The organism is Pseudoalteromonas sp. MM17-2 (genome assembly GCF_022347945.1).
In the GTDB taxonomy this organism is placed as follows: domain Bacteria; phylum Pseudomonadota; class Gammaproteobacteria; order Enterobacterales; family Alteromonadaceae; genus Pseudoalteromonas; species Pseudoalteromonas ruthenica.
The window spans coordinates 88430-114682 of sequence record NZ_JAKRFV010000002.1 but is presented as its reverse complement, the minus strand read 5'-3'; the positions used below and the strand labels follow the sequence as shown (position 1 = coordinate 114682).

Sequence of the window (26253 nt, the reverse complement as noted above, 5' to 3'; positions counted from 1 at the left end):
CACTTACGCCTATTAAGCCGCTTTACGAGCGTCTTTAACTAGCTTTGCTACGCGATCTGAAAGAGCCGCGCCTTGGCCTACCCAGTGATCAACACGGGCAAGGTCTAGACGAAGTTTTTCTTCCTGACCAGCAGCAATAGGGTTAAAGAAACCTACTTTCTCGATGAAACGACCGTCACGCGAGAAACGGCTATCCGCAACCACAATTTGATAGAAAGGACGCTTCTTAGCGCCACCACGTTGCAAACGAATAGTTACCATACCGTCCTCTAAATAGATTGACTGTTTTCATTAATAAGTGAAACTTCCCCATACAGGGAAGCTCGGGAATTGTACGAATTTTTTGCCACAATGCAAGTAAGAACTGCATTAAATACGTGGTTTGTGTGGGTTAAATGATGATCTTGGCTTTTGAGCTGTCGCTAACGGCCGGTTTGTTCAGCGTATGTCGTCAAGTAATAACCCATAAATAAGGCCATCAAAACGCTGGCCCTGCTTCACTATCGCTTGCCTTAGTCGTCCTTCGAGAACAAAGCCACAGCGCGCTAACAGCGCCTGAGAACCTTTATTCCCTGCAAATACGACTGCATGCAGGCGCAGCAAATCAGTTCCATGAGCGAGCTTGCTTAATAGCTGTTGCAGCGCCTCACTCGCAAAGCCTTGGTGCCAATAAGGCTGACCCAGCCAATAACCTACCTCCGCTGATTTAGCGTACTCGAACTGCCCCACTGTGGCACTGATACAGCCAATCAACTCATTATCGTGCTCAATGGCGTAGATGTGCTCGCTTTGAGCGCCCTCTCGAACCCACCAACTGGCATCCGCCTCAGTGTAAGGATAAGGGATTTTGGGCGATAAGAAACGTTGTACCTGAGCATTATTAAGCAAAGACATTAACGCGTGCTCATCGCCTTGGGCAAAACGACGTAAGCTAATCGCCATAACCGCTGCCAATAGCACTAAAAGGCATCGCCAGTTCAAGTTCGGGAACTTGCCTGCCTATCCATGCGGGAAAGGTATTGCTGTTCGGCCCTGGAAAGAGCGTGTATTCGTTTTCCCATGGATACTGCTTCGCAGCAGCTTGGATTTTAGGAATAAGCTCCGCTGCTTTGGCGCCGCTGACCACATGAAACTTATCAGGCTTAGCACCGTACCAGTAACGATCAGGCGTGGATGTTTTATAGCTGCGCAAAGCCGGTCGACCTTGGTCCACGCCCCAGCCAACCACTTCATACACTGTATACTGCTGTGCCCCCTGCTCTTTTATTGCAAGCCAAGTATGCACGGCAAACCAACCACGCCAGCTGAATGCATCAGCAGCATAAAACTCAATCACCGCCCCCGGCTCACTCACCGGCTGCGCAATACCCGCACTTTCACGACTGGCAGTACGCCAATCCGTGCTTGTACAGCCAACCAATACCCAAAAGAGCATGGTAATAATGAGCGCTCTCATATCAACCTCGCTTGTTACATTGATATAGAACCTACTATTTCACCGCTTAACGCGCTTTGCAACGCAAAAAAAAGCGCGACGGTTGTCACGCTTTTTTTATATAACGCATTGGCTCAGAACTTAGGGCCGCCGGGGCCACCCATCATTCCTGGTGGCATCATCCCTTTCATGCCGCGCATCATTTTCATCATGCCGCCTTTGCCTTTCATCTTTTTCATCATTTTCTGCATCTGTGTAAATTGCTTCAGCAGCTTGTTGATGTCTTGTACTTGTGTGCCAGAGCCCGCAGCAATACGCTTTTTGCGTGAGCCTTTAATAATTTCCGGACGCGCGCGCTCTTTCGGTGTCATGGAGTTGATAATGGCTTCCATTTGCACAAATGTTTTGTCGTTAACTTGCCCTTTGACTCCTTCAGGTAAGTTACTCATGCCTGGCAACTTATCAAGCATGGACATCATGCCACCCATGTTTTTCATTTGTCGCAGTTGGTCGGCAAAGTCCTCTAATGTAAAGCCGCTGCCTTTAAAGACCTTATCCGCCACTTTTGCAGCTTTGTCTTTATCGACCTTCATTTCCACTTCTTCGATAAGAGACAAAACGTCGCCCATACCGAGAATACGCGACGCAACACGATCGGGGTGGAACGGCTCTAGAGCATCGCTACGCTCACCAACACCGATAAACTTAATGGGTTTACCGGTAATATGGCGAATCGATAGCGCGGCACCACCACGGGCATCACCATCGGTCTTAGTTAAGATCACACCACTAAGTGGCAGTGCTTCATCAAAAGCTTTCGCGGTATTCGCCGCATCCTGACCAGTCATGGAGTCAACCACGAACAGCGTTTCAATTGGGTTAATAGCACTGTGCAGTGCTTTAATCTCGCTCATCATGTCTTCATCAACGTGAAGACGACCGGCGGTATCCACTAACACCACATCAATAAACTTTTTCTTGGCGTGAGCAATGGCGCCATTGGCGATATCAACTGGGTCTTGCGAGGTGTCGCTGGGGAAAAACTCGACATCTACTTCAGATGCTAGGGTTTCAAGCTGTTTAATTGCCGCTGGTCGGTAAATATCGGCACTCACCACCAATACCGACTTTTTCTTGCGCTCTTTTAGGAACTTCGCCAACTTGCCAACACTGGTGGTTTTACCCGCCCCTTGTAAGCCAGCCATCATAATGACTGCGGGCGGCTGGGCATTGAGGTTAAGTTCTTCGTTAGCCTCGCCCATGGCTTTTTCAAGCTCTTCACGGACTATTTTGACAAACACTTGGCCAGGAGTCAGGCTTTTAGTCACCTCTGTGCCGACGGCACGCTCTTTGACTTGCTTGACGAAATCACGAACAACGGGCAAAGCGACGTCAGCTTCAAGCAAAGCCATACGCACTTCACGCAGCGTCTCTTTAATATTGTCTTCAGTGAGGCGGCCACGGCCACTGATGGTTTTTAGGGTCTTCCCTAATCGTTCCTGCAGATTTTCAAACATCGCTAACGATTCCGTTGCTACTTACATTTTCGCCGATTATAACTGAAAGCGGGGGGCAAATCCCAGCACCAAGTGCAAAGCAAAGGCAATTAGATCTAGGCAAGCGTGTTCGCTTTAAATACAATGGCTTCTTGATGGAATAATAACTACGAGCAAAAAAGGTCATCATGCTGATTACAATTTTGACACTGTTGAGTTGTGCTTTTTACGGTGCTGCCACCGCGCACGTATTGTCTCGCTTGTTTGATGCCAAAGGCCCATCGCAAAAAACCACGGTGATCCTCAGTACACTTGCGATTTTGACGCACATGGTGTTGCTCGTAAATGCGGTATTCACCACCCAAGGCCAAGACCTATCTTTTATTAATGTATCGCTGCTGACCTGCTGGGTTATCGTATTATCAGTCACCGCCGTGTCACTGCGCTTTCCAGCCACCTTATTGCTACCTGTCGTGTATGGGTTTGCCACTATTTTATTATTCGCTAGCCTATTTATGCCGCACGATATCATCGTGCAAAGTATTCGCCTGGAAATTGGGTTAGTGACACATATCTCTATTTCACTGCTGGCTTATTGCGTGCTGGTGATTGCTACCTTGTATGCGGTGCAGTTTTATTTCATCGACAAACGCCTTAAACGCAAAGACCTAGCCATTGTATACAGCCACCTGCCACCGCTGATGGTGGTCGAACGGCAACTTTACCAATTAGTGTTTGTTGGCACAGCTTTGTTGAGCCTCGCCCTGCTCTCTGGGTTTGTATTCCTAGATTCCATGCTGGCTATTGAAAACGCGCATAAAACGGTGCTTTCCATTATCGCTTGGGGGGTGTTCTTAGCCGTTGTTATTGGCCGCAAGCTGCGAGGTTGGCGCGGCAAATCCTCTGTGATCACTATTATGGTCGGTGCCGGCCTACTCACTCTTGCCTATTTTGGCAGTCGCTTTGTCCAAGAAGTAATATTGCAGCGTTTTTAAGCAATTACTTTATCTTCAGGGCAAGTTCACTTGACTACGCGCGGCGAGTGCCGCTTAATATACCTTGATTTTTAATAGAAGGATCCTTCTTTGGACGACATATCGACGAGTACGTTGTTTATCATTCTAGCAATACTGATCGTACTCTCCGCATACTTCTCTAGCTCCGAAACTGGGATGTTGTCGATAAATAAATTTCGACTACGCCACCTAGAAAAACAAAAACACGCCGGAGCCACGCGAGTCAGCAGCCTACTCAAGCGCCCTGATCGCCTTATAGGCTTGATCCTTATTGGCAATAACCTTGTTAATATTGCGGCCTCCTCAGTGGCCACGATTATTGGTATTCGCCTGTTTGGCGATGTTGTCGGCTTAGCGGTGGCCACTTTTGGGTTGACCTTTATTTTATTGGTCTTTGCAGAGGTGACTCCGAAAACCATTGCCGCCTTGTACCCAGAGAAAATCGCCTTTCCAAGCTCGCTGATTCTTAAAAATTTGCTGCGCTTAACTTTGCCTTTTGTGATTGCCCTAAACTGGATCACTAACGGTTTGTTGCGTCTGCTTGGCTTTAGCCCAGAGCAAATGGAAGAGCACAGCCTTTCTAAAGAAGAGCTGAAAACCGTGGTAAGTGAAGCCGGGGCCATGTTGCCGGCCAAGCACAAAAGCATGCTGACGTCGATTTTAGACCTTGAGCAGGTCACCGTGGAGGACATTATGATCCCGCGTAATGAAATTAACGCCATTGATGTTAATGATGACTGGAAGGTGATCAGTAAGCAGCTCACCAACTTGCAGCACACCCGGGTGCTTTTATACCGTGACCAAATCGATGATGCCGTGGGCTTTATTCATGCTCGAGACGCACTTCGTCTACTCACCAAAGAGCAGTTTAATAAGTCGTCGCTGCTTCGCGCAGTAAGGGAGATTTACTTTATTCCCGAAGGCACCTCTTTGAATACCCAGTTACACAAGTTTCAGCAGGTCAAAGAGCGTATTGGCTTGGTTGTTGACGAATATGGTGATATTCAAGGCCTAGTCACACTTGAAGATATTCTCGAAGAAGTGGTTGGCGACTTCACCACCACACAAACCCGACCACCAAGCGAGGAAGTCAGTGAGCAGGACGATGGCTCAGTGCTAGTTGATGGCGGTGCCAATATTCGTGACCTCAATAAAGAAATGGGTTGGCATCTTCCCCAAGATGGGCCAAAAACTCTTAGCGGCCTGATTGTCGAATATTTAGAAGATATTCCCGACGCCAATTTAGGGCTTAAAATTGAGGGCTACCCGATTGAGGTCATGGAAGTAAAAGAAAACATGATTAAGCTGGTACGTGTGCTCCCACAGCAGCGTCGCAAGAAGTCTAAAGACTAGCAATCCATTTAGGGCTGCTACCTTTCCTGGTAGCAGCCTCTGTCCATGTGCAACCAACCTAAAAGTCCGCAAAGCGATAAAAAGACCCACAAACCAAATCGATTTTTAATCTGACTGCATTTGTGGTCGCTAAAAAATAAGTCCGAGAAACGCCCCTTAAGGAGTCATGCTCGCTTTCAGCGCCCAACATATACTTAGACATTATCCTCTGCCTTTGCTAACTTCATGACTTTATGGATAAATAATATGCACTAGGCCGGGTATACAGGCAGTACATAGTTAAATAGCAAGGAAGCGATATGAAGATACATGAATTAGATGGCTTTGCAGTGACAGGTTTTTTGACTCGCATGACGAATGAAGACGAAACCACCCCTACTCGAGCAAAGATTGGCAACCTTTGGGTTAAGTTCAACACAAATGCAGCTCCACACCTAACCGCTCAATCAAGAATATTTGGTTTATACACAAACTATGAATCTGATTTTACTGGGGCTTTTGATGTAATCGTGTGCTCGGACACATTATCACCAAACATGATATCAGAATTGATACATGTCGAAGTTCGTTCAGGTAAGTACCTCATTTTTTCATCAGATGGTGAAATGCCACAAGCAGTTATAAAACTTTGGCGCGAAGTTTGGCACTATTTCAATTCACCTAATTGCCCCTGTCAACGGGCCTATACAACAGATTTTGAGTACTATAAAAATGATAATGAAGTAGATATTTATATTGCAGTAAAATGAGCATAACCAGCCGGTAAGCCTAGCAATAACTCGCTGCAATAATGCTAGTTAATAATTTCAACTGCAGCGCTAACTCTTCACGCCCTACGGCGAATAATAATAATGCTCAGATTAGGAGTCTAGGTTGGAAATTAGAAAGCTGAACGCCTTGCGAGGGCTCGCTGCACTTATTGTTTTCTTTACACATTTCAGTGATATAACCCTCTGGTTTGATGGCGCACTAGGAGGTGGCTCCGGTGCCTATGGGGTGATGCTATTCTTTTTACTAAGCGGCTTTTTGATGGCATACCTTTATTTAGGTAAAGAGTTCAATCGCACTAACCTCACGCGCTATTTATTGGCCCGAGCAGCAAGAGTGCTGCCCTTGTACCTAGCTGTGGTGTTCGCCTCGTTCATACTCGCTAAGAGCGGGAATGACAGCCTATATAACATACCTGATGTCAACGCCTTACTCGGCCACTTGCTATTTGTTCACGGCGAGAGCGTACTTTGGACTATTCCACCTGAAATACACTTTTATTTGGTTTTTATTGCTTTTTGGATGCTGGCTAAAAACAGAACAGGCTATATTTATCTCGCTATTGTGGCGGTAATGATTGCGCTGTTTTTTACCAACTTTCCGAGGATTTATGGCGATATTTATGGAATACCCTATAACCTCTTTAGCATATTGCGCACCTTACCTTTGTTTTTTGTGGGTGTGATTTTGGGCTTACTGTACCCAACCCTAAAAGTGCCTAACTACATGCGGAAACACCGCTTTGTACTGGTTCTTCTGTTAATACCGCTTATGTATCCACAATTCACTCCGCTAACCAGCGGCGATGAAAGACGAATGTGGCTAAGCTATGAAGTGTTACTAGTTATGAGCACAGTATTCTTTTGCGTCGTATTTCTCGTCCCTGATAACAATATTGTACTCGCCAATCGCCTTGGTGATTTCATCGGCAAAATCTCCTATTCGCTATACCTGCTGCATATGCCCATTATTATGCAGGTAAATAAGTTAGCGTTGACTGTTGAGCTCAAACTCATTGTCGCCTTAGCACTAAGCATAATGGTGGCCTACTTGTCATACCGATACTTCGAGCAACCTATCGCCAAGCGTATTCGTCACCTTACAGCAGCCAAAGCACAGGATACGCCTGTGTGCGCCAGTTAAACTATTGTCTATTATGGAGACGACCTTGAGTTATTTACTGTATTTTATTCTTATCGTTACATGCGCTACAGGACTCGCAAACGAGCCCTTTGAAATACCAAGAAGTGCAGTTATCGAATTAACAGAGCCTGCAAGCAAACGGGTATACCCTGTATTTATAAAACTGCCTCGCTCTTATGCGATAAATAAAGATAAAAAGTATCCCGTCATTTACCTGATGGATGCCTGGTATAGCTTTCAGATTGCTTCAGGTGCTACACGCTTTCCGATGAACAGCGGCACAATGAAAGAGGCTATCATTGTGGGGATATCCTATTCACGAGGCTCAAAAGGCCCATCTAGTCGAATAAGAGACTACACTCCGGTGCAAGCCACAAACTGGAAGTTTCAAACTGGCCATGCTGATGGTCATGCTAAGTTTATCCGCGAGACCGTCTTCGCCTATATTGAGCAGAACTACCGAACCCTCCCCTCACAACGCACCTTTGTGGGAAACTCATTAGGGGGGTTGTTTGGCACCTATATCCTGTTCAATCACCCTGATATGTTCAGCAATTACATAATCGGTAGCCCATCGGTATGGTTTGCCAATAACGATATTTTACACTCATCTGTGATGAAACCTCGTTCACCAACCAAGGTCTATGTATCGGTGGGTAGCTTGGAACAGCCAAAGTATGGAGAAAAGCAGCATATGGTGGCTGGGGCGCAAAAACTAATAGAGAAAATGACCGCTGAATGCGGAAAAAATACGACGATTAAGTTTCGCATTATTGAAGGGGCTAAACACGCGACAGCGTTTCCGAGCACCTTGATCCAAGGATTGGACTGGATTTATGCGCAGCAATAAATGAGCAACGACAGTGGCACTGGCTAAACTTGTAGTAATGAAAGCAAAGGAGAAGACTTATGCAAGGCAGCTGCTTATGCGCACAGGTACGCTTCGAAATAAAAGGTGAGTTCAGTCATTTCTATTTATGTCACTGCGGTCACTGTCGCAAAGACAGTGGCTCGGCGCACGGAGCAAACTTGTTCTCAAACTCGGCCACTCTCACTTGGTTATCAGGTGAGCCGTTGGTAAGACATTACCAACTCCCACACAGCGCTCACTGCAAAAGCTTTTGTAGTCGGTGTGGCTCGGCATTACCCATGTATCAACAACAAGGAGACTTACTCGTTGTTCCTGCAGGCTCGCTCGACGATGACCCTAATATCAGTGTCACAGCACATATTTTTTACGCCGATAAAGCGCGCTGGGAGCAGGGCTTTGAAGATAGCCAGCGCTTCAGTGGTGCACCTAAGTTGCAGCAATCAGAAGAATAAGCGCTCAAACCAGTTCTTATCTAACTCCTCTTCGCAGCGCTTAAGCTGAACCGCATAACGACTGGCACGACGTTTCACTTTATTCGCGGCGCGCATTAACCAAGCCTTACTGCGATAGGTGCCGCGTTTATAACCGCCCCACCCTTCGTGATAGTTAAGGTATTGAGCATACGCATCCCACTTCGAAATGCCGTTAATCTGATGTGTTTTCCACACAAACCACGCCATAAAATCGATTGCATCGTCAAAATCGTCACGATCAGCGCCGTCGTTATCGGTTTCGCGTGTGTAATCTTCCCAGGTCATGGTCTTTGCCTGTGAGTAACCATAAGCGTCACTGGCACGACCTGTGGGGATGATCCATAAGAAATATTCCATGGGCGGGGCAGCATCATGACGAAAGGAGCTTTCTTGATACATCATCGCCATTAACACATGTTTAGGCGAGCCCCAGCGCTCTTGCGCGTCCTTGGCATCAAAATACCAATCTTCTTTCTCTTCAAAAATCTTGCAGATATCATCGGGTTGCTTGGGTGGCGCGGTCGCACACCCAGCAAATAAAAACAGGGTAAAAATAAGCGATAAATTTTTTTTCATTTATTTTGAACTTAATCCGCAAGCCTTAGTCTGAACTTATGAATGCAGCAGTTTAGCATTGTTTCATCCCTGTAGAATAATTTGCGCGGCTACCTTAGCCGCGCTTTTTTTATGCTTCTACCTTTTCCACCGCAAAGTATTCATCTAAAAAGGCTTCAAAGCTCACAGTATCTTCCTGCTCCACCTGCTGTTGTGCCTTAACCGACAGTTCGGCTTGCTCAGCTAAATGTGCGTCGTCAAAGCATTGGTACTGCCACTGACTATGAGCGTCGCTGTAACGTTGTGCCAATTGCAAGGCAAACTGACCATTGTCAACATCATCACTGAGTAACTGTTGTAGGTAGCGCCCTGATATGGTCTTACTAGGATCGCTCACCCAGCTCTGTAGCTCAGCAATGGTATGCTGATAATCATCGCTGCCATGCGCTTGGTCCATATATTCAGCGACTTTTGCAAGATCAGTAAAAATATCCTCGGCCCATTGCTGCAAAGAGACAGACTCGTCACCGCGTTGCAACTGCAATTGCGGATCGCGACCTTGATTGACCACCCGATCGAGGTTCTCTTGTGTCTGGCCTTGCTCCTGCCAATCCATGTGCGGCGATGCCTTTAATAAGCAGTAAGTCAAAAACACGTCCAAGAAACGAATTTGCGTTAAATCGATGCCGGTATCCGCAAAAGGGTTCACATCCAAGGCGCGAATTTCGATGTATTCAATGCCGCCGCGCAATAACGCCTGCGTTGGCTTCTCGCCAGAGCGAGCATTGCGTTTCGGGCGAATAGGCGAGTAAAACTCGTTTTCAATTTGCAGAATATTTTTATTTAATTGCTGCGGTTTTGGTGCATGATAATCATCAAGATGCTGGTACAACTCAGAAGGTGAGTTGATCGCGCTCTTTAAGCCGGCAACATATTCTTCCAATGAGTTATACATTACCCGCAAGCTCGATTGGGCGCTATTAGTGTAACCCAAATCACCCAAACGCAGAGCGGTACCATGCTCAAGGTATAGGCTACCTTTACCAAGCTTTTTAAACGGTAGTGAGGTTTCTTGCCCTTCTAAAAAGGAGCCGCACAATGCCGGTGAAGCACCAAATAAATAGCTAATTAACCACAATTCGCGTTTAAAGTTACGAATTAGACCTAAGTAATTGTCGGAAATAAAAGACTGTAAGTCACCACTTTGCCCAGCTAAACCCTGCAAGGTTTGCCAAAACGTTTGTGGGTAAGAGATATTGAAATGCACCCCGGCTATGGCCTGCATCATACTGCCGTAGCGGTTTTTTAACCCCTCTCGGTATAGCGTTTTCATACGACCGACATTGGATGAGCCGAATTGCGCCAACGGGATTTCATCTTGGCTTTGGATATAACACGGCATACTCACTGGCCACAATAATTCATCTTCGAGTTGCGCAAGAGTGAACTTTTGTAGGTCACGCAACTGAGCCAATGTTTCCTCAGGATCGGTGCTTACTGGGGTAATGAATTCAAGTAAAGCTTCAGAAAAATCGGTGGTGATCATCGAGTTGGTTAAGGCACAACCAATCGCCACTGGGTGGGGCTTTGTCGATAACCCGCCGCTGCGATTGGTACGCAGCGCCTCGCGCTCAATACCCCGAACAATGCCGACAATTGCGGCTTGATTTTCAGCGGACGACAATTCGCTAAGACGCTGATTTAATTGTGTACAAGTCAAAAAATACTACCTCTAGCCAAGCGGCTTAATTCTGTTGTTATGGGGTGCGCTGCCAAATACTCAAGTCCAAGGCAGTAAAATAACTTTCTCTTTGCTGCTATTTTGCTCTAAACGCTGATGCGCCATGCCCGCTGCCGAGAGCGGCATAGTGCAGTGTTCCAGCTCTAAGTGACCTTGGCGATACCACTGATAAATACGTTTAAGCTGGGCATTGTTTTTAACCACCAGCACGGCGCATGCAGTCACTCCTTGCTCATTGGCTGCAGCAATAATCTCTTTTTGTGACAATGTCGGAATAGTGACTACACGACTGTGTGCACTTAATCCTTGTAAACAACGCTTCCCGACCTCCAGGCCCACAACATCGAGCAAATAACCCTTACGTTGCTCAGCCACAAACTGGTCATAATTCATATGCTGAGCGCAAGAAGCGACACTTTTTGGCAGCTCACTGCGGCTAATAGCAACAACCTGATACCCCATTCGCGCGGCCATTTGTGCAGCTAACGAGCCGACTGTGCCATTAGCACCATTAATGTAAATGGGCTGACTTTTTGGACAGGCGAGCGCCGAGAGCGCTTGGAAGGCCGTTAACCCTGCCAAACACAGACCGGATAGCACCACATCTTCATTCACCGCATCGACTTTAATGAGTTCGTTTTCACGGGCCAAACAATACTGTGCATAGGTCCCTGGCTGGGTGGCAAAGCCAACCATACCCATTACCTTGTTACCCTTTTTTAGCGTTTTTACCGCCTCACCACAGGCAACCACCTCGCCAAACAGATCATAGCCTAAGCTCATAGGCAGGTGATGTCTGTTCTGCTCTGCCGCAAAGCCGATACCGGCGCGGGTTTTTACATCAATGGGGTTAATAGCGGTGCTCAGCACCTTGATAAGTAACTCATGCTCACTGGGCTTTGGCCGCGATAGGGTCACTGGTTTTAGCACCCCAGGCTCACCGAAAGCATGAATGACCATGGCTTGGTATCCGTGTTCCATAGCTAACACTATTGTTGAATGATTGCTCCTAAACCTATATTGACATTACCATTGCATGGACACAATAAAAAAGGCGACAAATTATTGCCGCCTTTCGTATGAGTTATAACTGACCTTTATTTACAGCTAAATAAAAAGCCTTGCTCGTCAGCATCGATGGAAATCAAGTTGCCATCAGCCAACTCACCAGCCAACAGCTTCTGTGCCAGCGGATTTTCAATGGCCTGCTGGATAGCCCGTTTTAAAGGTCGAGCACCATAGACCGGATCAAACCCGCCCTCGGCCAGCTTAGCTAATGCCGCATCGGTGATTTCCAATAGGTAGCCTTTTTCAGTGAGCCGTTCGTGCAACTTCGCCAACTGAATATCAGCAATCTGCTTGATGTGCTCTCCGGCTAGTGGATGGAATACCACGGTTTCATCAATACGGTTTATAAACTCTGGCCTAAATTGCTGTGCCAGCACCATCATCACTTTGTCTTTCAATGTGGCGTAATCATTATTCCCAGCTTGCTCTTGGATCACATCCGAGCCCAAGTTAGAAGTCATAATGATCACCGTGTTTTTAAAGTCCACGGTGCGCCCTTGCCCGTCAGTGAGACGACCATCATCCAATACCTGTAGCAAGATATTGAATACGTCTGGGTGCGCCTTCTCCACTTCGTCAAGCAGTACCACCGAGTAAGGACGACGGCGCACAGCCTCGGTGAGGTAGCCGCCCTCTTCATAGCCGACATAGCCCGGAGGCGCACCGACCAAACGCGCCACTGAATGTTTCTCCATAAACTCTGACATATCGATACGAACCATGGCATCTTCGGTGTCAAACATCAGTTGCGCCAATGCTTTGGTAAGCTCGGTTTTACCCACCCCTGTAGGGCCCAAGAATAAGAATGAGCCTATGGGTCGATTGGGATCAGCTAACCCTGCACGAGAGCGACGGATGGCATTGGCAACAGCGGTGACCGCTTCGTCTTGGCCGATAACGCGCTGGTGCAGCTCGTCTTCCATCTGTAGCAGCTTCTCACGCTCGCCTTGAAGCATTTTCGCCACTGGAATGCCGGTCCAGCGTGAGAGGATCTCGGCAATCTCGTCTTCACCCACTTTATTACGCAGCAAGTTCATATCTTGCATTTCAACTTGCGAGGCAAGGTCTAATTTGCGCTCCAGCTCGGGAATTCGGCCGTACTGCAGTTCTGACATTCGCTGTAGATCACTAGCTCGACGTGCGACCTCTAAGTCCAAACGCGCTTGCTCGAGCTCCGCTTTAATCACTTGAGTGCCTTGCAGCGAGGCCTTTTCCGCATTCCATACTTCGTCCAACTCAGCATATTCACTTTCCAGCTCTTGGATCAGCTCCTGCATTTCCTCACGGCGCTTTTGGCTGGCCTCGTCCTTTTCTTTAGCTAAGGCATTGTCTTCAAGTTTCAACTGAATGATACGCCGCTCAAGGCGGTCCAACTGCTCTGGCTTAGAGTCAATTTGTAAACGAATGGAAGAGCCCGCCTCGTCTATTAAGTCGATGGCTTTATCGGGCAATTGCCGGTCGCTAATATAACGGTGCGATAAATTCGCCGCTGCCACGATCGCCGGATCGGTGATTTCCACAGAATGGTGCAACTCATAGCGCTCTTTTAACCCTCGCAAAATGGCAATAGTGTCTTCAACGCTCGGCTCATTTACTAATACCTTTTGGAAGCGACGCTCTAAAGCCGCATCCTTTTCAATGTATTGACGATACTCATCTAAGGTTGTCGCCCCAACACAATGCAATTCACCTCGCGCTAGCGCCGGTTTGAGCATGTTCCCAGCATCCATGGCGCCGTCGGTTTTACCCGCGCCGACCATAGTATGAATTTCATCGATAAAGAGGATCACTTGCCCCTCTTCTTTAGCCAGCTCGTTGAGGACCGACTTAAGACGCTCCTCAAATTCGCCACGGTATTTAGCTCCGGCTACTAAAGCGCCCAAATCGAGCGATAACACGCGCTTATTCTTAAGACCCTCAGGAACCTCACCGTTTACGATACGCTGCGCTAAGCCCTCAACTATCGCCGTTTTACCAACGCCCGGTTCACCAATTAACACCGGGTTATTTTTAGTGCGCCGTTGTAACACTTGCACGGTGCGACGGATTTCCTCGTCACGACCAATAACGGGATCAAGCTTGCCTTGCTCGGCCCGCTCGGTAAGATCGATAGTGAATTTCTCAAGCGCCTGACGAGTGTCTTCAGCGTTGGGGTCATCCACTTTTTGCCCGCCGCGCAGCGCGTCTATGGCTTTTTCCACCTTACCTGTGGTGATATTTAGAGCTTTAAAAATCTCTCCTAAAGGCCCTTTATCTTCACAGGCAGCCAGCACGAACAGCTCGCTGGAAATATATTTGTCTTTACGCTTTTGCGCATATTTGTCGCATAAGTTCAGCAATGACACCATGTTATTGGACAATTGCACGTCGCCACCGACGCCCTCCACTTTAAACAACTTCTCAATTTCTTGAGAAAGCTTGGTGTTGAGCTCATCGGCGCTGACGCCTGCTTGCGCAAAAAGAGCACGCACACTCGAGCCTGTTTGCTGCAATAGTGCGTACATTAGGTGTACGGGTTCAATAAATTGATGATCGCGACCGAGTGCTAATGATTGAGCATCGGAGAGCGCTTGCTGAAATTTACTGGTAAATCTATCTAAACGCATCTGTTTGTTTCCACTAAAACTTTAATTACCTATTTAATGGGTGCTAGCGCGCGTTTGATCAAGTTATACGGTTAAAATTTTGGTGATTATTTGCGCCAGATCACACTGGCCATACGACCAGTTTGGCCATCGCGTCGATAAGAAAAGTAGGTATCGGCAAGGGTATAAGTGCAGGCCTGAGCTTTAGTGACATTACTCACACCAGCTCGATTAAGCGCAAGCTCGGCTAATAGTGGCAAGTTGGCAAGAAATTTGTCGCCGTGGGCTGTAAAGCCCTGCTGATAGTCGCCGCTGTGAGCGCAAAATTGGCTTTTAACCTCATTCCCGACCTCGAAGGCTGAGGGCCCTATAGCAGGCCCAAGCCAAGCATGAATATCTTTTGCGGGGGTGTTAAATAAGGGTAACGCCCGCTCGATGATGCCTCCGGCAAGGGAGCGCCAACCACAATGCAACGCGGCCACTTCAGCGCCATCTTGGCTGGCTAATAAAAGCGCCAAGCAATCAGCTGTCATAATAGCCAAAGGCTGCTTTGGCAAGCGTGTGAACAGGCCATCCGCTTCGATTCTAAGCTGTTCACTGTACTGAGTAACACAATGAATATGGGTGCCATGTACTTGGTTTACATAACAGGCAGGACGCGGCAGTTGGCTATTGAGCACAGCGCGATTGGCGAGCACCGCTGACTCTTGGTCGCCCACATGCAGCCCCACATTGAGGCTGCGATACACGCCCTGACTATGCCCGCCTTGGCGGGTGCTTTGCAGCACCCCTACCAGGGACTCATCAGCACCCCAGGTTGGGGTATAAAATGGTGTTTTAGAGGTCATCGTAGCCGTTGGCTTCGGTGTCTTGGCGCAGCGCTTCGGTCAGCGCCACCATGTCCTCAGGGACTGGAGCCTGCCAACGCATTTGCTCACCGGTGATCGGGTGTGCTAACTGCAACTTAATGGCATGCAAAGCCTGGCGTTTGAAGCCTCGTAAGGTCGCCATAAACTCTTCACTGGCATGCTTAGGAGGACGTGGGCGTCCGCCGTAAAAGGGATCACCAACAAGTGGGTGACTGATATGCGCCATATGCACACGGATTTGGTGGGTACGACCCGACTCTAGGCGCAGCCGTAAGCGTGTATGAGCACGGAACTTTTCAGCGACTCGGTAGTGCGTCACCGCTGGCTTGCCAAATTCATTGACGGCCATATGCGTACGTTTAGTGGCATGACGACCGATGGGCGCATCGACCATACCGCCTGCGGTCATAGTGCCATAACAGATAGCTTCATACTCACGGGTGAAATTTTCACGTTTTTGCAATGCCGCAACCAAATGCGTTTGTGCTGGCAAGGTTTTCGCAACCACCATCAACCCTGTGGTGTCTTTATCAAGACGATGGACGATACCCGCACGAGGGATATTTTCAATCTCTGGACAATGATGCAATAACGCGTTTAACACTGTGCCATCTGGGTTGCCGGCACCAGGATGGACCACTAAGCCCGCAGGTTTATTGATCACCAAAATATCGTCATCTTCGTAGACGATATCTAAAGCAATATCTTGTGCTTCATATTCTCGCGGCGCTTCAATTTGCGCGTTGATCTCTACGTGTTCACCGCCCAACAGCTTTTCTTTGGGGGTGTTTAAGGTGAGGCCATCAACCTGCACCATGTCATCGAGAATCCACGTTTTTATTCGTGAGCGCGAATAGTCCGGGAACAATTGCGCCAAAATTTGGTCTAGACGTTTACCGCCTAGTTCCACGGGGACCTCTGCACTGAGGGAAATTTGTTCTGCCATAAGCAAGTTTTACCTAATTTACCAGTGCAAGCTCTGCTCGACTGGGTTAGAATCGCATAATTCGCATAGTTTACTCGGTTTTACCTACTTGGCCTAGCCGAAGACAACGAAGGTACCTAATTAATGATAAATAAAATAAGTAAACGGGCACTTGCAGTCGTATTTACGGCCTCCTTACTTAGCGCATGTTCATCCGCGCCAGAACAACAAGAAATTGAGCGCGTACCCAACAAATCCGCACAAGCTTTGTATGAAGATGCACGCGAAACCTTAGATTCAGGCTTATATGCCCGGGCAATCGAGCTACTTACCGCCATTGATTCTCGCTATCCGTTTGGCCCTTTCTCTAAACAAGTGCAAATGGACTTAGTCTATGCGCATTACCAAACTGGCAATACAGAGCAAGCTTTGGCCACTATTGACCGCTTTATTCGCTTAAACCCGAACCACAAAGACTTAGACTACATGTACTACATGCGTGGCTTGGTCAATATTAAGGCTGATAAGAATGCCTTCCAAGAATACTTTGGTGTAGATCGAGCCGATAGAGACGCAAAACGCACTCGAGTGGCCTATAAAGACTTATCAACTCTAGTCAACAACTACCCTGACAGCAAATATGCACCCGAGGCAAAGCGTCGTCTTGCTTGGCTACTCAACCGCATGGCTCGCAACGAGTTGAAAGTGGCACAGTATTATTACGAGCGTGAAGCCTACCTGGCCGCAGCAAATCGCGGTAAGTACGTTGTTGAGCATTTCTCGCAAAGCAGTTACCTTGAGCCTGCGTTAGAAATGATGGTGAAAAGCTACGAAAAACTTGGCTTACCAGATATGGCTGAACATGCCCAACAAACCCTTGAGGCAAATAAGCGCGAACGCTAAGTAACGCACATATAAAAAAACCGATGCTGTGAAGGCATCGGTTTTTTTATATTTATAAGTTAAATCACATGCTTTTAAATCGCTTCTTCGTCTTCCTCTTGCGTACGGATACGTACCACTCGCTCGACTTCCGTCACGAAAATTTTACCATCGCCTATTTTGCCGGTTTGTGCGGTTTTCACTATAACTTCGATAGCACGCTCGACATCTTCATCGGCTAGCACGATATCGAGCTTCACTTTTGGTAAAAAGTCGACCATGTACTCGGCACCGCGATAAAGCTCAGTATGGCCTTTTTGGCGACCAAATCCCTTAACCTCACAGACCGTCATACCGGTGATACCAACTTCTGAAAGGGCTTCACGGACGTCGTCTAACTTAAATGGCTTGATGATGGCTTCTATTTTTTTCATGACTTTTTATATTCGCGATGACAGATGCGCCGATTTTAGTCAATTGTGAGTGTTGAAGCAAACACCCAAGGGGTGACTAATGCGTTAATAGTGTTAAAATTAATATAAATACACAAAAAGGATTACAGCCATGAGCAACAATACTCACCGGCAAGCAGGCTTTACCTTATTGGAACTGATGGTAACAGTCGCTATTGTTGCTATCGTAGCATCGATAGCGTTTAGCAACTCAACAGATATGCTCGCTAGAGACCGAGCCGAAAACCACCTCTTCGAGTTAAAACGACAACTCATGTTTGCCAGAGCCAAGGCAACCTCAACAGATGCGACAGTCGTAGTCTGTCCGCTTAATGGCGCTAACTGTACCAACGATTGGCAGAGCAATACCGTTGCAATCTTTGTAGATGATGACAACAACGGCCAGTTCGGTGGTAATGATACTCTACTTAGAGAAATGGAAACGGTTCCAGCAAACGATACTCTGGTATATTCTGGCAATAGTCCAATTAGCTTTGATGCCACAGGAAGAGTTGGCTTGAATCAAAATGGAGATTTCGCTTATTGCCCAAATACTGGAAATGATTCAGAACGTTCATTAACCTTGACTCAATCCGGTACGACTCTCTATAGAGGAGCAACCACGACTGGTTGTAGCTAATCCTCAGAAGTGATCTATCATTATTAATTACTGATGGATAGATGGAGCTTCAAGGATGAAGCTAATGACACTCTTTTACTCGTTGCCCCTGAGCAATTTTCAAAAAGGGACGACCCTTTTAGAATTGATGACTGTTGTGGGAATCGTAAGTATTATCTCCGCCCTCGCTTTAACCTCATTAGGTACAATTATTGCCAACAATCGAAGAGATAACACCCTTCACGAATTAAAAACCACCTTAAACTACGCGCGAATATACGCTATTAAAAGTAATCGCTACGTGACGCTATGCCCTTATAACGGCTTTAAATGCGCGAGTCACTGGGACGGCGATATAGCTGTATTTATCGATAAAAGTAATATCGGTGATATTGATAACGAAGATACTCTCTTGCGGGTACTTGAGGGTCACAATGATGGTCGACTAAGTTACCAAAGACGCTCTTTAACCTTTCAACCGGATGGCATGGTCTATGTCTTGGGTAGCGGCAGTTTTAAATACTGTCATGAGCAGGATGAAATACAAGATAAGCGGATCACGGTATCACAAATAGGCCGGACCCGCTTAAGAGACTATGATAAGTGTTGAGTGAACCGGTTAGTTACCCCAGCACTCATCTACCACTGCCGGAGCTGTAGAGGCGGTAACACCTTTTCTTCCCGTATCAGTAACGGTAAAGCCGCCACACTCCGAGTCTTGCAGCGCTGGCCCCGAATTTGGTGTAGCTGTAACAGTAAACGCTTGGGCACCGTCTCTGATTTGTACTGCAAGTGTATAGTAGTCAGACTCGGTGAGTGCATTGACACCGATACCCGCCAAATTGTTGGTATAAACGCGGTTGTCTACATAAAACTGCTCTAACCTGTTAGCCGTCTCCAACACTGAAGTCATCGCTTCTGTTCTTGCAGCCTTACGCACATGCTCGACGTAGCTTGGGTATGCCACCGCAGCCAAGATCCCGACGATTGCTACTACAATCATAACTTCAATAAGTGTAAAACCGAGCCCTCGATGTAAAAGCGTTGAATTTTTATCCACGACAGTGTCCTTAGTAACTTTATTCATTAATTATCCCTATTATCTTCGAGACGATAAATATAAGTTTGTTGAGTTTTCAAGCTAATACCCGCTGGCGAAGTATAGAGTTCAATGTCATCGCCATTAACAACAGGGGCTGGGCCTTGGACTTTTTTCGGCTCTATAACGTTATTCTTAGTCACGATTCTTGCCTCGGAGCCGCCTTTATCATTTTCCATCCACACCACTGTTGGCGTATCAGGAATTGAGTCTCCTGCAGGGATTTTCAGATTGTTATACACTTTCGTGCCATAGTGTAAGTGAAATGCATAAATACCGCCTTCACCACCACCTAAAGAACATTGGTTTTCCGTACTATCTTCTGAGCCAGGAATAAAGCTACTGAAATAAGCAACCCCACCCACAACTGTTGGCGCGGCCAAAGACTTCTCACCGACACCGAGACTATAGTACCAACCGTCAAAGCTATTGCCGAGCTCGTATTCAAGCTCCATAAAACCCTCTACATCATCGAGCTTAGCAGCGAACTTATCATCATTAACGTTCATTAAATCGCCAAACGTCACAGGCGCCGGAATGTTCTCTTTAAAAGACTGCGTAATCACATTCTCATCGCGGATCATAAACAGCATGTCACTGACCGATGTCGCCAATGGCTCTGGGCGGTTGCCACTGCCCAACAAAATCGCATCATAAGGCGTTGATTGTCTTGTATAACTTGTGGTTGTTTTACCATCTTCTACTATCTCAGTTGAAACTACTTTGCTGAAGTAAGTTCGTGCTACCATAGGTTTGTAGAAGAAACGACGGTCACTCCCTGCGGTCGCACCACCTAAAGATGCGAGTTTAAAGTGTGTCCACGGTGTTTCACTGCTTGATGGGTCATCACCTGGCAAGTCAAAACGCCACACGTCACCACCTGTATCTGAGGCATAAAAGCGATCGACATAGCCATCATAATCGGAGTCTAAGTACGAAATATTTGAGGCGATACTGTGACTACCAGTGAAACCATTCTTCGACGTTTTCTTCCAAACAAGTTCTCCTGATTCAGCATCAACGAGGAAAATGCCTACTCCTTTCGAGTCAGGAGTACGGGTAACATTGTCTTTATTAGTGTCATAACCCGCACCAAATGCCAACAGTGGCCGTCCTTTGTATTGATTATGATTCACATATACCACTTCCATTCGCGACCACGACTGCCCCATTTCGGCAAAGTCGCTATCTCCTGATGAAATGGTCCAAAGCAACTTTGGTTTATCCTTATTCGATAGATCCAGCGCATAGTAGCTACTGCCACCTCGGCGCATGCCAAAAAATGCCCAAACTTTGTCGCCATCTTCAACGACACCGTTACCGTTTTTATCATCAAAGTGGACAGATATTGGCCCATCCATTCCATACAGCTTACCAGTATCATTGTTTTTTAACGGCTTGATGATGTCGAATAGTTCTGAGGGGATAAACGCCCAGCTCTCGCTCACGGTGTTAGCTTGCTCATCGTCTTTAAACATATGAACATAACCAGCATTAGTACCTACTAAAATACGTACATCACCGCCATAGTCTATCGCTACAGGCTTAGAGTGAAGTGGGTCACCCATGATAGCGTCGCGTTTCTCGGTCACATCTCCGTCACTGTCATCATCAAATGCATCCTCGCCAAGAGACCACTTGACCAGATTTTTGACCTCTGGATTGCTGGAAGCGCCAAAAAGGTTTCTTAGTGCTTTTCTGCCCTCAGACTTACCACCTAGCGCGTCGCGCATCTCTTGAAAATCAAAAGATGTTAGTCCTCCACCGGTGTCAGTATAAACTGTTCGGCTGCTTGCTCTAACAAGCGCCCCATTGACTCCGCCGCGATGCACTACAGCTCCATCATTTTCTTCGCCATCGGGTAACCAATAAGTTCGGGCATTTTTCTTGAGGGTGCCCGTCGTATCATCTAGTGCACTGATTTTATTAGAGTCTAAAACATCATCGCCGTTTACTTTTAGCTTTTTAAGGTTACCTGACCAACGTGTTCCTTCGTCAGGATAAAACATTGCGTAGTACAAAGAGTCACGACTGCGCGTTCTGTCGAAGTTATTACTGGCGATAGCTGGTGAGGTAAAGGTATCGTTTACCTCTCGAATTTTGTTTATTGTATTTTCTAGCGCCTCACTAAGCTTATCACCGGTTTCGGCGTGTATATATTGCCCACCACCTAGTTTAGCTGTCTGCTCTAGTAATTCTTTACCCTTATCAGACATCCCGTTACCAAAACCTATGGTATAGGTTCGGGCAAAATCTTGTACAGTAGAGGTAGCACTGTACAAATCGATATTGATATTTTCATCAGCATTATCTGAGCCAAGCCCATACATGGACTTCGCGAGTATATGCAATGAACTGTTGTGCAGCTCATTGGCCTCATACCCGAATATCCCTTCATGTAGATCCTCTATGACACCGTCTCTATCATTATCACTGGTTGGGTCACCATCGGTCATTAGGATCATGTTAATGGAATTATCACAGCGAGCGTCTTTATATTTAGAGAATGGTGAAACATAGTCGTCGCCTAACTCTACTGAGGTATCACGATCATTTGTCCAACGTGCTTGATCAACCTCACCGCCTGTTAAGTAGCGATAGGCTTCATACAAGGTTTCTTCGATAGGTGTATTGCCACCAGCTTTTAAGTCATCTATTTCGTCTTTTATTTTAGAGGCGCTTGAACCCAGCCCTGCGAGCACATAACCACCGTTACTTCCTCTTAAACGCATTAAGCCAAAATCGATATCTGTTTTATTCTTCTCCACCAAATCTGAAATAGCGGTTTTGGCAACATCCATACGGCTCGTACAGTTACTACAACTATTCCCGGTTTGCGCATCTCGTCCCATACTTCCCGAAGTATCGAACACAACAATAACTCTCGGCTTTTCCTCTGTTTTCACATTACTGTTAACGTAGAGTTTGATATCTTCAGCCTGAGCGCTTTGGCTTACAGCCATTAACGCTGCTGCAATACCACTGTATTTAAATGCTTTCATGATCCTTGCCCTCTCATCTACTGGGTCTTATTTACATCAAGTAGCTCTTGAGCTATACCGCTTGAAAGGGCTACGTTATGAGAACTCTTACCACCATAATCTAGCGTGGTGTCTAATTGCATTATGTTGCACACCACACCCTCGGTGTAATCGAACCTTCTGGGACAGTTAAGCGTCGCCGGCCCCGGGTTCATATTTGTCAATGTTGATGCACTGGCATTTCCCGCCACGTTCAGCTGCACAACATCATTGCTTTGCGCAAATTGCGCTAAAGTCCATAAAAAACGGCTGTTAGTTCCTCTATTTACTTCGCTTGCTATCGCTGCCTCTACTTCACCCATCAACTGATGGTCAGCACGCTCTCGCTCTTGTGCCGCATTGGTCATTTTGATGTCGATGCTAGAGCTACTCATCAAGGTAACTGCAATACCGGTGACAGCCAGCAACATAACCAATGCTGCTACAAGCACAACCCCTTGTTGTTTAGCTATATGGACCATAAATTTGCTCCTACATTTCTAAGCTGTATCGTTGAAGTAAATACTGCACGGCGGAAATTATCATCAAAGTTTAACGTTCGCCCATTTGCTCCACCCAGCTGATAACTTTGGTTCACAATGTTGGCACCGGGGTCAGGTTGCAAAGCTCGTACAAGTACATTGAGTTGAATGGTTAACACTTGGACCCCTTGTTGAGCCCAATCAGCTAACTGCATCTGGTTGGCATTTCTATAACTGTCTACACGCTGATCGCCATTGGTATCTAGGCCAAAGTTTAAGTAGATGTTTTCTACCCCCTCCATCACTGTTTCAGCTCGCATACCCGCTGTAGTCAAACGCCTACGCATCAGAACTGGCACTGTCAGGTTATTTCCGTTAACGACAAAGGTTTGCTCGTCAACATAGTAGATATTGTGCGCATAAGGCCAAATTGTCGCATTGGGTTTAGGCAGCACGCCTAAGGCACTGGTCGTAAATTGCGCCTCATTATGTGCCGCTACGAAGTAATATCTATTCGGCTGCATGGCAGCAGGCAACGTATTATTGCCCTCCAAGCGTTTGATTTGGATAATATCGGAATTGTCATTTGGCGTGGCCAAACAGCCAAAGTGACCAGCACCTGTTGAGGTTAGTGCAAATATAAATAAGAAAGGGGCGTTAGAGCCATCAGGAAATGAACCATTATTCGGCCCACCGACACACTCAGCAGGAGGTGGAGGCAAGGTTTGAGTATTACTTGGAGTTATACTTTTTTCATAAAAAGTTCCCCAAAAACCTGCTTGTTGAATATCACTGGAGATAATATCAAGAGCGAGACGCCCTGTTTCTTGCAGCTCTCCAATAGCCATAGTGTCATTAGTGGTGGTTTTCATTCCCACATAGGTAAACATGACACCTGCAAGGATAACCGCCCCTACCAATAAAGACACCATCATTTCTACGAGCGTAATACCTAACTGTTTAGTTTTTGATTCCATTGGTAATCCTCCTTAAGGTGCTCTTAGATGTACTGAACTGTTTAACACCAGTGCTCGGCGCTCTGCATTATTGTCGCCACAGTCTACACCACCAGTTTGCCCGCCGTTTAGAGCCTGGCGACCTTCCCATGTAACAACAACGGTTAGTTGCACCTCGCTGGTAACAGCGCCGTCAACCCGAGTAGGACTGATACAAACCACGGCATTATCTAAAGTGCCGCTGTTTTCCCTTGCCCGAATCGCCCGTTGCCATTGAGCGCGATCGAAAGCAGCCAACTGATCGGGTGTGCAAACGTTATTCTGACAGTTTGCAGAAGCGTCTATAGTCTCTGTGCTATTGAAGTTGAAGTTGTAGAGAGCATCAGCGTTATTTACATCATTAGCTCGTATGCGTTGAATAATATCATTGCCTAGCGCCAACGCTGCGGCTCGCTGCATCGAATCAAAGCTAGCTTGTTTTGCTTTGGCTTGAAGTGCTACAGCGCCTAACAGGCCAACACTTAACACAATAAACGCAATTAACGCTTCAATAAGCGTAAAGCCGTGTTGAGAAGAAGGTGAGGTATCTGACATTTGCCTATCCGTTACTTATATCATTAGTAACAGTTTACTAACTTAGCACTACGAGACAATAACAACGGTAATAAGCGGTTAAATTTAAGGAATAAATGGTCTGTAACGTGTCAGCCAGTTTAAGCGATGTGTGCTCTTACGGCTTTTAACGCTCGCCGTGAGATGGGTAAGTGTTTGTCGGTACTGCGTAATATTGCACAGTAGTTATCTTCTTTGAACTCAATTCCGACAATTTCGTCAAGGTTTACAAGTGCGTGTCTGTGAATACGAATAAACTTATCTTGTAAGCTTCTTTCTAATTCTTTTAACGGCCTATCTATAAGACCTTCTACCTTTTCCTTGGTAACCAAGGCTGTATATTTACCGTCGGCATAGAAATAACTTATGTCATCAACGCCAACACGCACTAACTTATTCCCTAGCTGATAGCTCACGGTTGTCAATGATTGTGTGCTTTTCTGCGCCCGATTTACTTTACTTACTTTAGCAAGAACGTTGTTTAAGAGATCCAGCTCCACCGGCTTTACTAGATACCCAACAGCTTGCAGATTCACAGCGGCTATTGCATATTCACTGTAGGCGGTTGTAAATATAACCGCCGGCGGCGTAGGCATGGCTGATATTACCTCAGCAGCTTCGATACCATTCATTTTTGGCATTTCAATATCTAAAAAGACAATATCCGGATGATATTTGTGCACTAGGGCTAGCACCTCATCACCCTGCTCAGCCTCAGCTAAAATGGCTATATCCATTGCACATTTAGTCTCAAGAAGGCGACGTAATCGAGAGCGTGCAAGGGGTTCATCATCAGCTATGAGTACTTTGAGCACGATATTCATCCTTAGGAATAACCAGTTTGACTCTATATACACCATTTCGTTTATGGTGGTTTAGGAGCGCTCGTTCACCGAATTTCAGCCGTAGCCGATCAGTAATATTGTTAATACCGATTCCATTGCTGTTACTGTTTTCAACACCTTCCGCGATACTGTTTTCAACAATAACGGTGATAGATCTATTTGTACTGACCGCTTTGACTACGATCAACGATTCATTATGACTACTTCCTAAACTGTAATAAACCGCATTTTCGAGAAGAGGCTGTAGCGTTAGACATGGTAAATCAATATCTTCTATTCGCGTTGGTATTTGCCATTGCACGTTTAAACGTTCACCAAAGCGCCACTTTTCAAGGCTAATATACTGTTTAGCTAAGTCCACCTCAGCCATCAAAGAACTATCTTGCCCTACTCGCATAGCTGCTTTTGATAAGCTAGCTAAAGCCATGGTTGCCTCTTCAGCAGCTTCAGGGCTCTGGTGAGTAAGCTCAGCAATACTATTTAGTGTATTAAATAAAAAGTGAGGCCTTATTCTAGCTTGAAGAGCATCAAGCTTGGCGTTGATAAGTAAGTTTTCAGCTTTAGCTTGCTCGCTGTGAATAGCCATGAACTGGGTATACAAAACAACCACTATAGCAGCGATTATACAGTTCGATAGCATGAACCATAATGACTCATTTACATCAAAGAGGCTGTGCTCAATAACAATCCAACTCGCTATAGCAGTCGCAGATATTACGACCAACAACACCAGTAAAGAAGAGTATTTACTGGCTAATTTTTTTGAGTGTGGAAGTGAAAGGTACAGTATGCTTAAACTGGCAGAGGTGATAAGTATGATGAAACAGCTGATTTGCGCCAGCCCCAACCAAAAATTTTCCGTGTGGGGCAGGCTCAAACTAATAATAAGGGCAAGGCACTGAGCAACAATCAAAGCCGCGAGAATACCTCGGTCTTGGCATAAGGCTTCCAGTAAAGCGTGAGTTTCTTCAGTTTGCTGCTTCACTGG

General features: G+C 46.4%; 27 protein-coding genes. 9 read left to right on the top strand and 18 right to left on the bottom strand.

The window, feature by feature from the left end:
* Nucleotides 1-12: 12 nt before the first annotated feature.
* The 4 genes from rpsP to ffh all read right to left on the bottom strand — a co-directional run bounded on the left by rpsP (nt 13) and on the right by ffh (nt 2952).
* The gene (rpsP, locus tag MHM93_RS02170; RefSeq protein ID WP_022945755.1) at nt 13-261 is read right to left on the bottom strand and encodes a 30S ribosomal protein S16; all 249 of its coding nucleotides are present in this window, start codon (nt 259-261) and stop codon (nt 13-15) included.
* Between the two features lie 177 nt (nt 262-438).
* Nucleotides 439-942, bottom strand: coding sequence for a GNAT family protein (locus tag MHM93_RS02165; protein WP_239447825.1), 504 nt, complete (start codon nt 940-942; stop codon nt 439-441).
* The gene (locus MHM93_RS02160) at nt 932-1456 is read right to left on the bottom strand and encodes a DUF3750 domain-containing protein (RefSeq protein WP_053910303.1); all 525 of its coding nucleotides are present in this window, start codon (nt 1454-1456) and stop codon (nt 932-934) included. The genes MHM93_RS02165 and MHM93_RS02160 overlap by 11 nt, the downstream gene beginning before the upstream one ends.
* Nucleotides 1457-1569: 113 nt before the next feature.
* Nucleotides 1570-2952 carry a signal recognition particle protein gene (gene ffh / locus MHM93_RS02155; RefSeq protein WP_022945758.1) on the bottom strand — a complete coding sequence of 461 codons (1383 nt, stop codon included), beginning with the start codon at nt 2950-2952 and terminating at the stop codon, nt 1570-1572.
* A gap of 167 nt (nt 2953-3119) precedes the next feature.
* Between ffh and ccsA the strand changes: the two genes are divergently transcribed.
* The 6 genes from ccsA to MHM93_RS02125 all read left to right on the top strand — a co-directional run bounded on the left by ccsA (nt 3120) and on the right by MHM93_RS02125 (nt 8534).
* Nucleotides 3120-3926 (top strand): cytochrome c biogenesis protein CcsA, encoded by an 807-nt coding sequence (gene ccsA, locus MHM93_RS02150; RefSeq protein WP_022945759.1) that lies wholly within the window; start codon nt 3120-3122, stop codon nt 3924-3926.
* 90 nt (nt 3927-4016) lie between these two features.
* The gene (locus MHM93_RS02145) at nt 4017-5300 is read left to right on the top strand and encodes an HlyC/CorC family transporter (RefSeq protein ID WP_082079246.1); all 1284 of its coding nucleotides are present in this window, start codon (nt 4017-4019) and stop codon (nt 5298-5300) included.
* A 299-nt stretch (nt 5301-5599) separates the two neighbouring features.
* Complete coding sequence (locus tag MHM93_RS02140) at nt 5600-6049, top strand: GyrI-like domain-containing protein (protein ID WP_239447823.1); 450 nt, start codon at nt 5600-5602, stop codon at nt 6047-6049.
* Between the two features lie 124 nt (nt 6050-6173).
* The gene (locus tag MHM93_RS02135; RefSeq protein ID WP_239447821.1) at nt 6174-7211 is read left to right on the top strand and encodes an acyltransferase; all 1038 of its coding nucleotides are present in this window, start codon (nt 6174-6176) and stop codon (nt 7209-7211) included.
* A 25-nt stretch (nt 7212-7236) separates the two neighbouring features.
* Nucleotides 7237-8061, top strand: a complete 825-nt coding sequence (locus MHM93_RS02130; protein ID WP_239447819.1) for an alpha/beta hydrolase-fold protein — start codon at nt 7237-7239, stop codon at nt 8059-8061.
* 59 nt (nt 8062-8120) lie between these two features.
* Nucleotides 8121-8534 (top strand): GFA family protein, encoded by a 414-nt coding sequence (locus MHM93_RS02125; protein ID WP_239447817.1) that lies wholly within the window; start codon nt 8121-8123, stop codon nt 8532-8534.
* Here MHM93_RS02125 and MHM93_RS02120 read toward each other — a convergent pair.
* The 6 genes from MHM93_RS02120 to rluD form a co-directional block, all read right to left on the bottom strand.
* Nucleotides 8523-9131 (bottom strand): transglycosylase SLT domain-containing protein, encoded by a 609-nt coding sequence (locus MHM93_RS02120; protein ID WP_239447815.1) that lies wholly within the window; start codon nt 9129-9131, stop codon nt 8523-8525. The two genes, MHM93_RS02125 and MHM93_RS02120, sit on opposite strands and share 12 nt — an antisense overlap.
* 109 nt (nt 9132-9240) lie before the next feature.
* On the bottom strand, nt 9241-10830 hold the full coding sequence (gene gshA, locus MHM93_RS02115) for a glutamate--cysteine ligase (protein WP_239447813.1): 1590 nt from the start codon (nt 10828-10830) through the stop codon (nt 9241-9243).
* Between the two features lie 60 nt (nt 10831-10890).
* Nucleotides 10891-11832 carry an NADP-dependent oxidoreductase gene (locus MHM93_RS02110; RefSeq protein WP_239447811.1) on the bottom strand — a complete coding sequence of 314 codons (942 nt, stop codon included), beginning with the start codon at nt 11830-11832 and terminating at the stop codon, nt 10891-10893.
* Nucleotides 11833-11948: 116 nt separating this feature from the next.
* Nucleotides 11949-14525 (bottom strand): ATP-dependent chaperone ClpB, encoded by a 2577-nt coding sequence (gene clpB, locus MHM93_RS02105; protein ID WP_045978196.1) that lies wholly within the window; start codon nt 14523-14525, stop codon nt 11949-11951.
* A gap of 86 nt (nt 14526-14611) precedes the next feature.
* On the bottom strand, nt 14612-15352 hold the full coding sequence (pgeF, locus tag MHM93_RS02100) for a peptidoglycan editing factor PgeF (protein WP_239447809.1): 741 nt from the start codon (nt 15350-15352) through the stop codon (nt 14612-14614).
* Nucleotides 15342-16319 carry a 23S rRNA pseudouridine(1911/1915/1917) synthase RluD gene (gene rluD, locus MHM93_RS02095; protein ID WP_053910294.1) on the bottom strand — a complete coding sequence of 326 codons (978 nt, stop codon included), beginning with the start codon at nt 16317-16319 and terminating at the stop codon, nt 15342-15344. Before rluD ends, pgeF begins: the two co-directional genes overlap by 11 nt.
* Before the next feature lie 123 nt (nt 16320-16442).
* Here rluD and MHM93_RS02090 point away from each other — a divergent pair, with 123 nt between their 5' ends.
* The gene (locus tag MHM93_RS02090) at nt 16443-17201 is read left to right on the top strand and encodes an outer membrane protein assembly factor BamD (protein WP_045978199.1); all 759 of its coding nucleotides are present in this window, start codon (nt 16443-16445) and stop codon (nt 17199-17201) included.
* Nucleotides 17202-17275: 74 nt separating this feature from the next.
* Here MHM93_RS02090 and MHM93_RS02085 read toward each other — a convergent pair whose 3' ends face one another.
* Entirely contained in the window at nt 17276-17614 is a 339-nt protein-coding gene (locus MHM93_RS02085) for a P-II family nitrogen regulator (RefSeq protein WP_022945250.1), read from the bottom strand.
* A gap of 130 nt (nt 17615-17744) precedes the next feature.
* On the opposite strand from MHM93_RS02085, the gene MHM93_RS02080 reads away from it, so the two are divergent.
* Together MHM93_RS02080 and MHM93_RS02075 are read left to right on the top strand one after the other, a co-directional pair.
* Nucleotides 17745-18272, top strand: coding sequence for a GspH/FimT family pseudopilin (locus tag MHM93_RS02080; RefSeq protein WP_138508785.1), 528 nt, complete (start codon nt 17745-17747; stop codon nt 18270-18272).
* A gap of 64 nt (nt 18273-18336) precedes the next feature.
* Nucleotides 18337-18861, top strand: a complete 525-nt coding sequence (locus MHM93_RS02075) for a GspH/FimT family pseudopilin (RefSeq protein ID WP_239447807.1) — start codon at nt 18337-18339, stop codon at nt 18859-18861.
* A gap of 9 nt (nt 18862-18870) precedes the next feature.
* On the opposite strand, the gene MHM93_RS19350 is transcribed toward MHM93_RS02075, so the two are convergent.
* From MHM93_RS19350 to MHM93_RS19425, 7 genes are all read right to left on the bottom strand, one after another.
* A complete protein-coding gene (locus MHM93_RS19350; RefSeq protein ID WP_275444082.1) occupies nt 18871-19338 on the bottom strand; it encodes a type IV pilin protein in 468 nt (155 codons plus the stop codon).
* Nucleotides 19338-22352, bottom strand: coding sequence for a PilC/PilY family type IV pilus protein (locus MHM93_RS02060; RefSeq protein ID WP_239447805.1), 3015 nt, complete (start codon nt 22350-22352; stop codon nt 19338-19340). Before MHM93_RS02060 ends, MHM93_RS19350 begins: the two co-directional genes overlap by 1 nt.
* 17 nt (nt 22353-22369) lie before the next feature.
* Nucleotides 22370-22852 carry a pilus assembly protein PilX gene (locus MHM93_RS02055; protein WP_138508781.1) on the bottom strand — a complete coding sequence of 161 codons (483 nt, stop codon included), beginning with the start codon at nt 22850-22852 and terminating at the stop codon, nt 22370-22372.
* A complete protein-coding gene (locus MHM93_RS02050; protein WP_138508780.1) occupies nt 22840-23829 on the bottom strand; it encodes a PilW family protein in 990 nt (329 codons plus the stop codon). Before MHM93_RS02050 ends, MHM93_RS02055 begins: the two co-directional genes overlap by 13 nt.
* A 12-nt stretch (nt 23830-23841) precedes the next feature.
* Nucleotides 23842-24402, bottom strand: a complete 561-nt coding sequence (pilV, locus tag MHM93_RS02045; protein WP_138508779.1) for a type IV pilus modification protein PilV — start codon at nt 24400-24402, stop codon at nt 23842-23844.
* A gap of 119 nt (nt 24403-24521) precedes the next feature.
* The gene (locus tag MHM93_RS02040; RefSeq protein ID WP_239447804.1) at nt 24522-25235 is read right to left on the bottom strand and encodes a LytTR family DNA-binding domain-containing protein; all 714 of its coding nucleotides are present in this window, start codon (nt 25233-25235) and stop codon (nt 24522-24524) included.
* Nucleotides 25213-26250: a histidine kinase gene (locus MHM93_RS19425; protein WP_239447803.1), complete on the bottom strand. Its 1038-nt coding sequence runs from the start codon at nt 26248-26250 to the stop codon at nt 25213-25215. Before MHM93_RS19425 ends, MHM93_RS02040 begins: the two co-directional genes overlap by 23 nt.
* Nucleotides 26251-26253 lie beyond the last annotated feature (3 nt).